Below are 14,334 nucleotides of genomic sequence, written 5' to 3' on the forward strand. Positions count from 1 at the left end.
ATTCTACCAATCTGCCCATTTTGTCGGCAGAATTACCATTTCGTCGGATAAGGGGGCCTGGCACGGGCCCATGGTTCATTCAACCTGCTTTTAGGTCATTTCGTCGAGACATTTACCCCGCTTGTCTATTTGATTTTTTTATGAAATGTGCCTGATGTTCCTTTGTTGTCGAAATCTATTCCAACGATACCACAAAGGATTATGAAAACTTTAAACCAACTATTATTTACTTTCCTGCTGCTCCTGACTACAGGATTTTGGGGAGCCCAAGCCCAGACACCTGCCCAAACAAAGGCAGTATATAAGGTGTCAGGCAGGATTTTGGACAAGTCCAACAACCAGCCCATTCCCTATGCAGCGGCGGCCTTGGTAAATCCCGAGACCAACCAAAGCGTAGCGGGCGCTGTCGCGGACTTCAATGGCAACTTCGTCATCACGGGTTTTGCCAATGGGAAATATGCGGTGCAGGTTTCCTTCATGGGTTTTCAGAATTTCACCACCGAACCTTTTGAACTTTCCGAGCAGAACCCAAGCATTGAGTTGGGTAATGTTGCTTTGGACCAAGAAGCGGTCGCCTTGCAAGAGGTGACGGTCATGGGCCAGCGGGATTTGATTGAGGAAAAGGTCGACCGTACGATTTACAATGCCGAAAACGACAAAACCCTCATGGGTGGCGACGCAACGGACGTCATGAGAAGGGTGCCGATGCTTTCTGTAGACTTGGATGGAAACGTTTCCATGCGCGGTAGCTCGAATATCCTTGTCCTTATCAATGGCAAACAATCTGCTATTGTAGCCACAAACGTATCGGAAGCATTGAAGCAGATCCCCGCCGAAGAGATCAAATCCATCGAGGTAATCACTTCTCCTTCAGCCAAATACGATGCCGAAGGTACGGGCGGTGTCATCAATATTGTGACTAAGAAAAACAACCTCCAAGGTGCTTCTCTGAATATCAACTCCAGCGTCGGTTACAGGGGCTCCAACCTCGGCTTGAATGCCAGCTTGAAGAAAGGCAAAATGGGCTTTACTTTGGGTGGTTTCGGCAGGGCAGGATACAATATCCTTGGTTTCTTTGACAACGCGCAGTATATCACAAATAGCGACGGAAACACCGTCAAAGTCCTCCAATCTGCCGATACGCGTAACAACATGCTTTTTGGAAGGTACAATTTTGGTTGGGATTATGAGATCAACAAGTACAACTTCCTCACAGCATCAGTTGGCTTTGGTATCAGAAACATGACCAACAGACAGGATGGTCTTTCGACCGACACCTACAATGAAGAAGCGCTTATCAGTTCAACATTGAGCGACGTGGTAGTGGACAACCTTTCAAACAACGTGGATGTCAACCTGAACTACACGAAGACCTTCGAAAAACCGATGAAGGAGTTCAGCATCTCCTCGTTGTATTCCAACAACAACTTGACGAATGATTTCATCAATAGCCTCTACAATGGCACTTTTGATGACATAGCGAGCAGGATCAAAAACAACAACTTGGGAAGAAACCAGGAATTTACCATCCAATTGGACAACGTGCAGCCTATAGGCTCGCAAAAAGGTCAAATCCTGGAGTACGGAGCGAAGAATATCCTCAGAAAGGCCAATTCTGATTTTACCTACTTTACCGCACAGGGACCTGATGGTGAGTTTATTCCAGTGGACGATGTCCAGTTTTCCAATGAATTCAGCTATGATCAAAACGTGACCGCTGCTTATTCTTCATTTACGACCACGGTTTTCAAAAACTACGGGTTGAAAGCGGGATTGCGCTACGAGTACACGACGATCAACGCTGATTTCGCAAATTCCGACCTGCCTGCCGAGATTCCAAACTATGGGCTTTGGGTACCTAGTGCCAACTTGAGCCGCAAACTCAAAAACGGCAACATGATCAAAGCTGCTTACAACAGAAGGGTACAACGTCCATTTTTGAACTTCCTGAACCCCAACATCAACGCCGCAAACCCAAGACAGATTACGCAGGGTAACCCACTCTTGGATCCGGAATTGACAGACAACTATGAGCTTTCCTACAGCACGATGGTGAAAGGTTCTTCGATCAACTTCACAGGTTTCTTCAGAAACACTACCGGTTCGATACAGCCTGTCAGGTCAGTATTGGAAGACGACATCATCTTCACTACCTATGAAAACGTGGGAACAGAAAAGGCATACGGGTTGAGTTTATTTTCAAACATCAATATTTCGGGCAAATTCTCCCTCAATGGTAGCATTGACGGGTACTATGCCTACCTGAACAACGGTCTCGAAGATCCATTGTATGCCGCTCAAAACGAAGGCTTTGTCATTAGCGGTAGAGTTTTCGCCAATTATTCCCTTCCAAAAGACTGGCAAATCCAAGCATTTGCCTTTGCTAGAGGTAGACAGGTTCAATTGCAGGGCTTTGCAGGTGGCTTCGGGATGTACAGCTTGAACTTCAACAAGCAGTTTGCTGAGAAAAAGGGCAGCATCGGATTTGGTGCAGAAAACTTCTTCACGCCGGTGTTCCGCATCAACAGCGAGCTTACCACGCCCACCATCATGCAGCAGTCAACAATGGGCATGAAAAACATGAACTTCAAAATCAACTTCAACTACCGCATTGGTAAACTGAGTACCCAAGGCCCTCCTAGAAGGAAAAGAGGTGTCAACAACGACGACATCAAAGAAGGCGGCGAAGGTGGAAACAACGCTGCCCAAGGTGGAATGGGAGGAAATAACTAGGGTTTAAATATAGATTGAGTTTATTATGAAAAAACCCGCTCTGGAATTCCAGGCGGGCTTTTTTATTTTCTAAGGAAAAAAACCAAGGTCAAACATTCAATTGCGATTCCGTTCTTCTTCCTCTCGCTTCTCGACTCTCGTTTCTTGTCTCTGAATCTTCTTCTTACTTCGTACTTCTAACTTCGTACTTCTTATTTCCTGTACATTACTTGATTCACAGCATCCAATGTCCGCTTTACGTTTGGAATGGTGACATCGATATAGGTCGGCGCATAGCTCAACGGCACATCCATGGAGTTGACCCTGATGACAGGAGCGTCCAAATAGTCAAATGCATTTCTTTGAAGATGGTATGCGATTTCGGAGGAGATGGCCGCCAAAGGGTTGGCTTCTTCAACCACCACGCACCTGTTTGTTTTTTTCACGGAGTCAACCACAGCCTTGTAATCGATCGGTCTTACGGTACGCAAGTCGATCACTTCTGCTTCGATCCCCTCTTTGGCAAGTTCTTCGGCAGCTTCCAAAGCCACTTTCATCATCTTGCCAAAGGAAACAATGGTCACATCCTTTCCTTTTCTCTTGATGTCCGCGACACCGATTGGAAGCAGGTATTCTCCTTCAGGCACTTCGCCTTTGTCGCTGTACATCAATTCGGACTCCATGAAGATCACGGGATCATTATCGCGGATGGAAGCTTTCATCAAGCCTTTGGCATCATAGGGATTCGAAGGGACTACTACTTTGAGGCCGGGCGTATTTGCAAACCAGTTTTCAAAATTGGAAGAGTGTGTGGCACCCAATTGGCCAGCATTACCTGTCGGACCTCTGAAAACGATCGGCACGCTGTAGGCACCTCCCGACATGGCGAGCATTTTGGCCGCGGAATTGATGATTTGGTCGATTGCTACCAAGGAGAAGTTGAAAGTCATGAATTCGATGATTGGTCTCAGGCCATTCATCGCGGCACCAACGCCAAGTCCGGCAAATCCTAGCTCCGCAATCGGCGTATCGATGACACGATCCGGGCCGAACTCGTCAAGCATTCCTTGGGAAACTTTATAGGCACCGTTGTATTCCGCCACTTCTTCGCCCATCAAAAAGATGTTTGGATCACGTCGCATTTCTTCGGACATGGCTTCTCTCAGTGCTTCTCTAAATTGAATTACTCTCATCTCAAACAGTATTTAAGGCCGTAAAAATAGAAAGGAATCCCTCAAATACAAAACAGCCTTCGGCATGCGCTGCCGATATTTGATGAAGCTACATTTCACCCATTCTTATGGATAAATGGGCTATTTTTCAGGCTTTACGACAGGCATACCGGCTTCGATCCAATTATTGATGCCGCCATCAAGCATATAGACTTTTTTGAAACCCAGTTCCTTCATCTTTTCTGTGGCAGGTATTGTTCTCCGCGCGGAACGGCAGTACACATAGTATGTTTTCTTTTTGTTCAGTTTGGATACTTCCTCTTCGAAATTTCCGCCTGTCCAATTCACAAAAATCGCATCTTCGATATATCCTTCGGCGATTTCCTCGGGAGTTCGGATATCCAGAATCACGCTTTTCTTGCCCTTATGGCCCATTTCATTGAACTCCTTCGGCGAAAGTTTCGGTGCACCTTCCTGGGCGATGGCTTGGGCCGACCAAGTGATTAAAATTAAACTGAAAATAGAGCTGAGGTAAATTTTCATTGTTTTCATGATACAATTGGTTTTGGGTTAATATTGTGCTGGTATTTTTGGAACAATAAATATACCCCAATCGAACCGCACGATGGTAAAAATCGCCCTAATTTCCGATTCCCACGGTTACATTGATCACAAAGCGCTGCCCTATTTGCAGGATGCGGATGAGATTTGGCATGCCGGTGATATTGGTGAATTGGGCGTACTCAATATTTTACCGCAAGGCAAACTTAGAAGGATCGTAACTGGAAATATCGATGATACGGAGGCTAGGGCTTTTTTTCCAGAAACATTATTCTTTGAAGTCGATGGACTGAAGGTACTGATGCTCCATATCGGTGGCAAGCCAGGCAGGTATGCCAAGGGAGTCAAAGAGGTCATCGTCCAATCTGGGGCCAACCTTTTTGTTTGTGGACATTCGCATATATGTCAGGTCCAATACGATGAAAAGCTCAAATGCCTGTTCATGAATCCCGGCGCGGTCGGCAACCAAGGATTCCACCATGTGAAGACAATGTTGGTATTTGAGATTGATTCCGGCAAGGTCAGGAATCTCCGTGCCATCGAATTGGGAAAAAGGGGAGTTTTATAAAAAAATAAAGGCAAGCTTTTCGGCTTGCCCTCAAGTTTCTTGCAAAAGGCTGAAATTACTTTTCAAAGCTTTGTTTCAATGCCTCAACATCAACGTTTTTGATTACCGGTCTGGCAGTCAATTGTTTGATTTTCACGACTCTGGCTTTTTGAGCCTGTCTTTTTCTTTTCAATTTCCTTTTTAAAGCAGTAACAGCCATCGTATTGTCCGTTTATGTGATTCCAAATGAAGCGCAAAAGTAAAATAAAAATTTGATTTTACTTACCTTTGGCCAAAATTAAAATCAAAGATGTCAGTACAAAAACCCAGTTTGCCCAAGGGAACGCGTGATTTTGGTCCTTTGCAGATGGCCCGTAGAAATTTCATTTTGGACACCATCAAGGACACTTTCCGTTTGTTTGGATTTCAGCAACTGGAGACTCCGGCAATGGAAAACCTCAGCACGCTGACTGGGAAATATGGCGACGAAGGGGATCAGTTGCTTTTCAAAATTTTGAATAGTGGTGATTTCCTGAAAGATGTGACCAAAGAGGATTTGGACATGGGTACGGGGAAGGTTTTACCGAAAGTTGCGGAAAAAGGCCTCCGCTATGACCTCACCGTACCCTTTGCGCGATACGTGGTGATGAATAGGAATGACATTTCCTTTCCCTTCAAGCGTTTCCAGATTCAGCCGGTATGGCGCGCCGATCGCCCTCAAAAAGGCAGATATCGCGAATTCTACCAATGCGATGCAGACGTGGTCGGGACTGATAGCCTGCTTTGCGAAGTGGAGATCATCGGGATGATCAAGCGGGTTTTTGCCCAACTTGGGATCAGTGACTACAGCATTAAGGTCAACAACAGGAAGATACTCACCGGTATCTCAGAAGTAATAGGTGAGGCGGGACGTGAATCCGAACTCTGTGTAGCCATTGATAAACTCGACAAAATTGGCTGGGAAAAGGTACAGGAGGAATTGGTACAAAGGCATTTCAATTCCCAAGCGATAACCCAACTCACTCCAATCATCAATCTCAAGCCCGGGAATAGAGAAAAAATTGAATTTTTGAAGACCTTCCTCACAAAGTCCGAAATCGGACTGAAGGGGATTGCTGAGTTGGAGGAAGTCCTTTCACTGCTGCAAAATTACGGCGAAAATGAAGCCCATGTGGATTTTGATGTGGTTTTGGCGAGAGGGCTGACATATTACACGGGAGCTATTTTTGAAGTGAAAGTTCACGGGGTCTCGATCGGGTCCGTGAGTGGAGGAGGAAGGTACGACAACTTGACCGGTGTGTTTGGTTTGCCCGGCGTACCGGGCGTTGGTTTTTCCTTTGGCGTAGACCGTATTTATGATGTCATGGAGGAGTTGGGTTTGTTCCCCTCGGATTCATTGGATGGGACCAAGGTTTTGCTTTGCCATTTTGACCAAAAAGGATTTGAATATGGTTTGTCCTTGTTGGGAGAATTGAGAAAGGCAGTTATTTCCGCAGAATTATATCCCGACACGGGGAAGATCAAAAAGCAATTGGATTACGCAAACAAGAAGCAGATAGCTTTTGCCATGGTTCTGGGAGACGACGAAATCAACCAGAAGAAGGTAAGCCTGAAGGACTTGAAATCGGGCTCGCAGGAGACTTTGGAACTCGCCGAAGCAATCGCAAAAATAAAGTAAATGAAGCAGCCCGGACAAGTCGATTCCGGGCTGTTTTTTTTAATCAACTTCCAAGATAGAATTCACGGGAATGTAGGTATTGCACTTGAGGGCGACAAACTCAGACCCTGTCGCCCAAACGGTCGTGGATACTTGGTAGATTTTCTCGGTAGCATCTTCAAACGTGATCGTCACTTTGCTGCGCAGTAGATTGCCCAAGGCCTGTGCCCGCATCAGGTCAAAAGCCCTTTTTCTCCGCGCCATCTCATCCTGCAGCACCTCTTTTTTGGAAAACTTCAAATTGCTGATGTTTTCCTTTTCAATTTTCTCGATAGTCTTCATACCATGACGAAATTTTTGTAGCTCTAATTTACGGACTATACTTGATTATATGTCCTTGTGTTTCAAAGTATTAATTTAACTTTTGAATATCTTGTATAAGCAAAATTTAATTTGGATAGGCTGTCCGTATTGCGTCATGACGTTCTCAACCCAAAACTTCTATATTTGCGGTTGATCAAATTCGAAGTATATGTTTGATTTTATGAGTATCATGAACAAGGTCAAGGAGGCCCAGGCTAAAATCAAAGATGCCCAGGCCAAGTTGGTGCATCTCCAGGCCGAAGGGGAATCCGGTGCGGGAATGGTCAAAGTAATTGTCAACGGCAACAGAAAGGTCCTCAAAATCGAAATGGATGATGCGCTGCTGCAGTCCCCAGACAAAGGTCTCATCAGCGATCTGATCGTGGCCGCGACCAATATCGCAATGGCAGCAATTGAAGAGAAAATCAAACAGGAGATGAAATCCGCTACAGATGGTATGATGCCCAATATTCCCGGTATGGATTTCGGAAATATTTTTTGATGCAGCAGGCAGCCATCGTCATATTGAATTTCAATGGGGAAAAGATGTTGCGGCAGTTTCTTCCCGGAGTCTGCGCCTATTCAAAATTCCCCGTCGTTGTTATTGACAATGGCAGTACGGATGGTTCCATAGACTATTTGCAATCGTTTCATCCCAAAGTCCGTCTTGTTTTTTTTTCACAGAATTTTGGATTTACCGGCGGGTACAACAGGGGCTTGGCCGAGTTGGAAGGAGAGTTCAACTATTACATCCTGCTCAATTCCGATGTGGAGGTCGGTCCAAACTGGGATGAGCCCATGATACAGGTATTGGAGTCCAACCCCAAAATCGCTTCTGTCCAACCCAAGATCCTTTCTTTTCAGGATCCTAGCCATTTTGATTATGCTGGCGCAGGTGGGGGATTTGTGGACAGCTTGGGATATCCTTATTGTAGGGGCAGGATATTTCAGGATATAGAAAAGGACTTGGGCCAATATGATGATTCGGTTTTGGTCGATTGGACATCAGGCGCCTGCATGGCGGTGCGCGCCGATTTGTATCATTCGCTTGGAGGATTCGATGAGCGGTTTTTTGCCCATATGGAAGAAATAGATATTTGTTGGAGGTTGAGACGTGCCGGGTATATTTGTGTGTATATCGGTGCGGTGTCCGTTCTGCATGTAGGAGGTGCGACATTGTCGAGGACTAGCCCAAGAAAGACATTCCTGAATTTTAGGAACAATCTTTGGATGTTGGGGAAAAACCTACCCTTAGGGAAATTTATTCCTATATATATATGTAGGGTTGCCTTGGATGCGTTGGCAGCTTTGGTTTTTCTGGGTAGGGGGAGTATTGCAGATGCGTTGGCGGTTTTAAAAGCACATTTCGCATTCCTGTTCTCCCGGCCTGCCCGACAAGGTATGGAACTGGCAAAGAACCAAGCTATCAGCGTAGCCGGAAAGATTTCGATTTTATTCGATTATTATATAAGGGGTAAAAAAAAGTACGGCGATATTTAATCGAAAAGAATGGGATTGTTCATTCTTCTGAAATACTTCCTGATCTTCATCATCATGGCCAAGCTTACATAGATGATAACCGGAGAGCCCAAGGTGATAAAGGAGGAATAGATAAAGAAAAGGCGGATACTATCTATTGGGAATCGCAGTTTCTCCCCTAATTTGGAACAAACTCCGAAAGCATGCTCTTGGAAGAAAAGTTTTAGCTCGTTCATAAATAGTTGGTTGAGGGTGCAAAAGTAAAAGTAAATATTTATTTTAATAATCTGATTGATTTCCAAATGTTTAAAAAATCCGCAAATATTTTAACAATAGCTTTGGCAGTACTGCTCGCGGCCGCTTGCAGTCCCAAGGTCTACCAATTTGAGAAATTGATGGATGGTATTTCTGCCAAGCCGGAGATTTTGGAATTGCATCGGGATTCAATAAGATTTTCTATTCAAGGCGCTATTCCGCTCGAATACCTCTCTAAGGATACCAAGATCAGTCTTTATCCGGAATATGTATATGGTGAGGGTGCACTCCGTTTTGAAGAGATTGTGCCTTTTGATGGGGCATATGAAAAGGTCGTCACTGCCGCTAAAGTGGACCGGAAATACGTAGTTCCTTTTTTTCCGGGTATGGAAAATGGAGAACTGATTATCAAAGGAGTGGTCGAAAAGAAACAGGCTTTGGTACAGGCACCGTCTAAGTTGCTCGCTATTGGCTTGGAGACAACGCCAAGATTGGTGCGCTACGGACAGGTTTTCACCGATGAACCAATCCCATTTATCGGTAAATATATGGAAAGGGACTTTTTCGAAGGCTCGGGCTCCGAAGAGCGGGTTTTTTATATCCGATTTGATCAGGGTTCGGCGCAGAAAGCAGACAATCCAATTCCTCTGCAAATGCGCGATTATATCCTTCAGGTAGAGCCCGGTAAGAGAATCGCCAAAGTCGTCGTCACCGGCCTGCAATCCCCGGAGGCGAAGGATGATATCAATGGACTGGCGAAGAAGCGGGCGGATTTTATCTCTGAAAGGTTGAAGAATAACCGATCGCTGCGGAATTTACCCTTCGAAACGAGCTACCGCTATCGGGATTGGTTTGACCTGAGGCAGCTTTTGGCAGATTACGAGGGCTTTGACGAGAAGGAAAGGGAAGATATTTATGGCATTTTGGTCAATCAGGATTCCTATGCAAACCAATTGAAAGCACTGCAACGAACACCCTATTATCAAAAAATCGCTCGGGAATTGTTCCCTAATTTGCGTACTGCAAAAGTGATTTTCATTTTGGAACCGTCCCTGGGGAAAGGCGAAAAGGTAGCCGCGGGCGCTTACGCGAAGCTCAACGACCGTGCCGTTTCATGGGAAGTGACCGAGGGTTCTTTGATCGAAGCGGGACAGAAGGCGCAGAAGTTGGATGAAAAAGAAGCGATATTCAAAAAATTGACGGAATTGCATCCCTCTGATTACGCCTTCAACAACCTAGGCGTGGTGTATCTCAACCTTGCCCAAAGGGAATTGGATACCAAAAAACGAAATGAATACATCACGTCCGCACTCAACAGCCTCCGTCAGGCCAATAGGATTCGACCAAACTCCATCACACTCCACAATATAGGTAGGGCGTACTTATTGCGACAAGATATCTTTGAGGCTTATATCGCCATATCCGAAGCGTCGGCATTGGAAAAGGACGAGACCAATTCCTTCTTGATGTACAATGAGGGACTCCGTGGCGCACTTGACATCCTCAACGGGGACTATCGCTTGGCCACCATTCGACTCAATCGGGCTGTAGAAAGTGAGGAAACCTACTTCAACAAAGGCATTGCACATTTCATGACCCAGGAGTACAGATTGGCGGTGGAGAATTTCGAAAATGCGGTACAGGCCAATAGGGATTCCGGCTTGGGCTTCTATGGTTTGGCCTTGGTAGCAGCAGCAAATAATGACCGAAGTGCCCTTTTTGAAAACTTGGAAAAAGCCGTGCAGCGCAGTGAATCCTTGAGACAACATGCATTGCTTGACGTCAACTTCAAAAAGTATCGCGAGGATGCGGAGTTTCTTCAAGCCTTTAAATCCGGGGAATAATACATTTTATGACCGGGATCATCTGCAAATTTCATTTTTCGAAAAAAGTTTTTGTATTTATGGATATTACTCTATATTAGTTGCTGAGAAGTGAAAATACCCAACGATCACGCACTCCCTAGGTAGTTTGCCAAATTTAATTTGACAGAAAGCCAAGAATGAATAACCAATTAACATTAACCCAAAATCTCTGCCTATGACAAAATCACCCTTTTTTTAGAATTCCAACAAAAACGTTTTAGCAAGCCAAAATGGCGTCTTGAGACAAGGTTTTGAGACCACGCGAAAACAGAATGCTGTAAGGTACAAGCTGCAATAGTCAGGGAAACAAACAATCAAAAACCCCATCCGCTATTGCAATTATTTGGAGAATACCTGCAATCGTTTGCATTATTGGTTCAATTGATGAATTACTTTCAAACCTTATCAATTAATAATTATTACCCAATCAATCTATGTTTATGGAAAAATTTTACAAAAGTCTAAGCGTATTCGTATTACTCTTAGTGCTTTCCAGTGCTACTGCGCTGGCGCAAAAGACGGTTACCGGAACCATCTTGGATGAGTTCGGTGAAGGTTTGCCGGGCGTTACAGTTTTGGTGAAAGGAACCACAACTGGTACCGCTACGGATATAGACGGTAAATACTCCTTGAATGTACCAAGCAACGAGAGTGTGCTTGTGTATTCATTTATAGGGTATAGGACCGTAGAACAAGTAGTAGGCACTCGCTCTGTGATCGATCTATCCATGGCACCTGATGAAAGACAACTTACTGAGTTGGTCGTAACAGGTTACACCATTGACAACCGCCGTGAGACTACCGGTGCGATCGCAACTGCCAATCCAAAAGACTTGGTCGTGATCCCAACCGGTAACGTCGAGCAGGTACTTCAAGGAAGGATCGCCGGTGTTACGGTCGTAACCAACGGTCAGCCAGGTACCACTTCCCAAATCAGGGTAAGGGGCTTTGGCGGTTTGGATGGTAACGCGCCGCTTTACATCGTTGACGGTGTGCCCACATTGAATACCGATTTCCTTAACCCAGACGACATCGAGTCAGTAACCGTCTTGAAAGATGCTGCAGCTGCCTCTATCTACGGTGCTCGTGCTGCTGCCGGTGTGATCGTTTACACTACCAAGCAGGGAACCAAAAAAGCCCAGAAATTGCGCTTTTCCTATGATGGTATGTACGGTGTTACCGATCCAGGACGTGGTATCGACATGACTACGCCTCAGCAATATGCTGATTTGACATGGTTGGCAGAGAAAAACCAAGCCGCCTTGGACGGCAGGGCTCCTGCTTATGGTCACCCTCAGTTGGGAACAGGCGCGACCCCAGTGTTGCCATATTATTTGAGCGTGATTTCTCAAAACCCAAATACAGGTGCATTGTCCAATGCCTCAGGGCAGCCAGGTCCATTGAATGCACAGCAATTGGAACAACAAAGAGCTTGGTACAACATCGATCCTCGGAAGGGTGCGGTTTTGCAATTGACAAGAGCAGCTACAGGTGAGGGTACAGACTGGTATGATGCCATCACACGTTCCGCCCCATTGCAGAGACACTCTATGGGCTTCTCAGGCGGTAGCGAAAAATCAAGATTCTTCTTTGGCTTGGGTTACCAAGACCAGCAGGGTATCATGATCAACAACAGCTTCAAGCGTGTTTCCTTGAGAGCTAACTCTGAGCACGATTTGGGTTCTAGGGTTCGTATCGGCCAAAACTTCCAAGCTACCTACAGACAAGTATTGGGTCAAACAGGTGGTAACGGCGGTCAGGGTGTATCAGGTGATGAGAACGACATCTTGCAAGCCTTCAGGATGCCTTCTTTCATTCCAGTATTCGATGAGTTTGGAGGGTATGCAGGTACTGCAGCAAGAGGATTTAATAACCCACGTAACCCAGTCGCGAACAGAGAAGGACTCGGCAACAACAGAAACTTCAACGCCCAGGCGTTTGGTAACGTTTTCGCCGAAGTAAGCATCACAGACGATATCGTTTTCAGAACCACTCTCGGTGGTCAGTATGACAACTTCTATGGCGTTGGTTTCTCAAGGTTGCAGTACGAGAACTCTGAGAACAACTCTGCGTTCGGTTACAATGAGTTTTCAGGCTACAGCTTCGCTTGGGTTAACACCAACACTGTTTCCTACAGAAAGAAAATTGGTCTTCATGGTATTGACGTGATCGTCGGCCAAGAAGCATTGAATACCGGTTCTGGAAGAAACATGAGCGCGTCAGGTCAGAATCCTTTCTCTGAGGATCCTAACTTCGTAACCATTTCCCAGCTTCCTGTATCAACTAGGCAAGTGAACTCAAATCAGTTCAAAGGCTCTAACTTCCTTTCCTTCTTCGCAAGGGCGAACTATATCTACAACGACCGCTATATGTTTAGTGCCGTTGTACGTAGGGATGGTTCCTCTCGATTCGGTCCAGATGCAAGATGGGGTACTTTCCCGGCTTTCTCTGCCGGTTGGAGGATTTCAGCTGAAAACTTCATGTCAGGTGCCACTTGGTTGGACGACTTGAAAATCCGCGGTGGTTGGGGTACTATGGGTAACTCAAACCCAGTAAACCAAGAAAACCAGTTCAACTTGTATGCAGGTAACATCGGTGCATCTTCCTATGACATTGGCGGAACAAACAGTTCGGCGCAAATTGGCTTTAGAAGGTCAAGGATTGGTAACCCTGCAACGCAGTGGGAGACAGTTGTTACAACGAACATCGGATTTGATGGTACTGCTTTTGGAGGCAAATTGGACTTCATTGTTGACTACTGGCAAAAAGACTCCAAAGACTTGTTGTTTGCTGTTCCAATCCCATCAGTGTACGGGTTTAACGCTGCAGTTCCTGCACAAAACGTAGGTGCGATGATGAACCGTGGTTTGGACTTCACGATAGCAACGAGAGGTAACTTCAATCAAGATTGGAGATATGAATTGCAGGTCAACGGTGGCTGGTTGAAGAATGAGATCAAGGATTTGGGCGGTTTGCCGTTCTTGACGACTTTCAACCCAAGCTTCAGGGGTATTGAACCAATCAGGAACGCCCCAGGTCAAGCACTTTCGTCCTTCTTCGGTTATAAAGTGTTAGGTATCTTCCAAAACCAAGAGGATGTTAATAGCCACGCTGCGCAATCCGGTAAGGCTGTTGGACGATTCAAGTTCGAGGATACAGATGGTGATGGTACTATCACGCCTGCCGACCGTCAATTCTTGGGTTCGCCGATTCCTACATTCTCTGGAGGTATGAACTTCACAGTGGGTTACAAAAACTTTGATTTGTCTGCTTACTTCTACGGAACTGCTGGCAACGAAATTTGGGCTCAGTGGAGATGGTTTACCGACTTCTTCCAGACATTTGAGGGTGCTGCGATTTCAACCAGACTTTTGGATGCTTGGTCTCCAACCAACACAGGTTCTACCATCCCTCAAGTTGAAAGAACTTCCAACTTCTCTACTTCAAACGTAGCTAACAGCTACTATGTGGTTGACGGTTCTTATTTGAGGTTGCAAAACTTGACCATCGGCTATACAATGCCAAGCAGCTTGCTTCAGAGATGGAAATTGGAGAGGTTGAGGGTATTTGGTGCGGCCAACAACTTGTTCACAATCACTGGCTATGATGGATTGGATCCGATGGTTGGTGGTAACGTGGACTTGGGCTTTGGTATCGACGTAGGCAACTACCCTGTTACACGGCAATATACATTTGGTTTGAATCTTACTTTCTAATCAAACA

11 protein-coding genes are annotated in these 14,334 nt (G+C 45.5%); 7 read left to right on the forward strand and 4 right to left on the reverse strand.

Annotation, left to right across the window (positions count from 1 at the left end):
• Positions 1-201: 201 nt before the first annotated feature.
• A complete protein-coding gene (locus L0U89_RS07220; protein ID WP_234860912.1) occupies positions 202-2,733 on the forward strand; it encodes a TonB-dependent receptor in 2,532 nt (843 codons plus the stop codon).
• Positions 2,734-2,924: 191 nt separating this feature from the next.
• Here L0U89_RS07220 and L0U89_RS07225 read toward each other — a convergent pair whose 3' ends face one another.
• Together L0U89_RS07225 and L0U89_RS07230 are read right to left on the reverse strand one after the other, a co-directional pair.
• Positions 2,925-3,905, reverse strand: coding sequence for a pyruvate dehydrogenase complex E1 component subunit beta (locus L0U89_RS07225; protein ID WP_234860913.1), 981 nt, complete (start codon positions 3,903-3,905; stop codon positions 2,925-2,927).
• Between the two features lie 120 nt (positions 3,906-4,025).
• Entirely contained in the window at positions 4,026-4,436 is a 411-nt protein-coding gene (locus tag L0U89_RS07230) for a rhodanese-like domain-containing protein (RefSeq protein ID WP_234860914.1), read from the reverse strand.
• A gap of 73 nt (positions 4,437-4,509) precedes the next feature.
• On the opposite strand from L0U89_RS07230, the gene L0U89_RS07235 reads away from it, so the two are divergent.
• Both L0U89_RS07235 and hisS read left to right on the forward strand, forming a co-directional pair.
• Positions 4,510-5,013, forward strand: coding sequence for a metallophosphoesterase family protein (locus L0U89_RS07235; protein WP_234860915.1), 504 nt, complete (start codon positions 4,510-4,512; stop codon positions 5,011-5,013).
• A gap of 289 nt (positions 5,014-5,302) precedes the next feature.
• The gene (gene hisS, locus L0U89_RS07240) at positions 5,303-6,670 is read left to right on the forward strand and encodes a histidine--tRNA ligase (RefSeq protein WP_234860916.1); all 1,368 of its coding nucleotides are present in this window, start codon (positions 5,303-5,305) and stop codon (positions 6,668-6,670) included.
• A 39-nt stretch (positions 6,671-6,709) separates the two neighbouring features.
• On the opposite strand, the gene L0U89_RS07245 is transcribed toward hisS, so the two are convergent.
• Positions 6,710-6,991, reverse strand: coding sequence for a hypothetical protein (locus L0U89_RS07245; RefSeq protein WP_008625132.1), 282 nt, complete (start codon positions 6,989-6,991; stop codon positions 6,710-6,712).
• 190 nt (positions 6,992-7,181) lie between these two features.
• Here L0U89_RS07245 and L0U89_RS07250 point away from each other — a divergent pair, with 190 nt between their 5' ends.
• Positions 7,182-7,514, forward strand: a complete 333-nt coding sequence (locus L0U89_RS07250; protein WP_234860917.1) for a YbaB/EbfC family nucleoid-associated protein — start codon at positions 7,182-7,184, stop codon at positions 7,512-7,514.
• Positions 7,514-8,512 carry a glycosyltransferase family 2 protein gene (locus L0U89_RS07255; protein WP_234860918.1) on the forward strand — a complete coding sequence of 333 codons (999 nt, stop codon included), beginning with the start codon at positions 7,514-7,516 and terminating at the stop codon, positions 8,510-8,512. Before L0U89_RS07250 ends, L0U89_RS07255 begins: the two co-directional genes overlap by 1 nt.
• Here the strand turns inward: L0U89_RS07255 and L0U89_RS07260 are convergent.
• Positions 8,509-8,727: a hypothetical protein gene (locus L0U89_RS07260; protein WP_008625126.1), complete on the reverse strand. Its 219-nt coding sequence runs from the start codon at positions 8,725-8,727 to the stop codon at positions 8,509-8,511. The genes L0U89_RS07255 and L0U89_RS07260 overlap by 4 nt on opposite strands.
• A 102-nt stretch (positions 8,728-8,829) precedes the next feature.
• Between L0U89_RS07260 and L0U89_RS07265 the strand changes: the two genes are divergently transcribed.
• Complete coding sequence (locus L0U89_RS07265; protein ID WP_234860919.1) at positions 8,830-10,590, forward strand: tetratricopeptide repeat protein; 1,761 nt, start codon at positions 8,830-8,832, stop codon at positions 10,588-10,590.
• A 455-nt stretch (positions 10,591-11,045) separates the two neighbouring features.
• The gene (locus L0U89_RS07270; protein ID WP_234860920.1) at positions 11,046-14,327 is read left to right on the forward strand and encodes a SusC/RagA family TonB-linked outer membrane protein; all 3,282 of its coding nucleotides are present in this window, start codon (positions 11,046-11,048) and stop codon (positions 14,325-14,327) included.
• Positions 14,328-14,334 lie beyond the last annotated feature (7 nt).

Origin of the sequence: Mariniradius sediminis, from assembly GCF_021491425.1 — a bacterium.
Lineage (GTDB): Bacteria > Bacteroidota > Bacteroidia > Cytophagales > Cyclobacteriaceae > Mariniradius > Mariniradius saccharolyticus.

Coding starts and splice junctions, on each gene's coding strand:
- L0U89_RS07255 (WP_234860918.1), top strand. CDS start 7,514: ATGCAGCAGGCAGCCATCGTCATATTGAATTTCAATGGGGAAAAGATG.
- L0U89_RS07270 (WP_234860920.1), top strand. CDS start 11,046: ATGTTTATGGAAAAATTTTACAAAAGTCTAAGCGTATTCGTATTACTC.
- L0U89_RS07220 (WP_234860912.1), top strand. CDS start 202: ATGAAAACTTTAAACCAACTATTATTTACTTTCCTGCTGCTCCTGACT.
- L0U89_RS07230 (WP_234860914.1), bottom strand. CDS start 4,436: ATGAAAACAATGAAAATTTACCTCAGCTCTATTTTCAGTTTAATTTTA.
- hisS (WP_234860916.1), top strand. CDS start 5,303: ATGTCAGTACAAAAACCCAGTTTGCCCAAGGGAACGCGTGATTTTGGT.
- L0U89_RS07245 (WP_008625132.1), bottom strand. CDS start 6,991: ATGAAGACTATCGAGAAAATTGAAAAGGAAAACATCAGCAATTTGAAG.
- L0U89_RS07225 (WP_234860913.1), bottom strand. CDS start 3,905: ATGAGAGTAATTCAATTTAGAGAAGCACTGAGAGAAGCCATGTCCGAA.
- L0U89_RS07260 (WP_008625126.1), bottom strand. CDS start 8,727: ATGAACGAGCTAAAACTTTTCTTCCAAGAGCATGCTTTCGGAGTTTGT.
- L0U89_RS07235 (WP_234860915.1), top strand. CDS start 4,510: ATGGTAAAAATCGCCCTAATTTCCGATTCCCACGGTTACATTGATCAC.
- L0U89_RS07250 (WP_234860917.1), top strand. CDS start 7,182: ATGTTTGATTTTATGAGTATCATGAACAAGGTCAAGGAGGCCCAGGCT.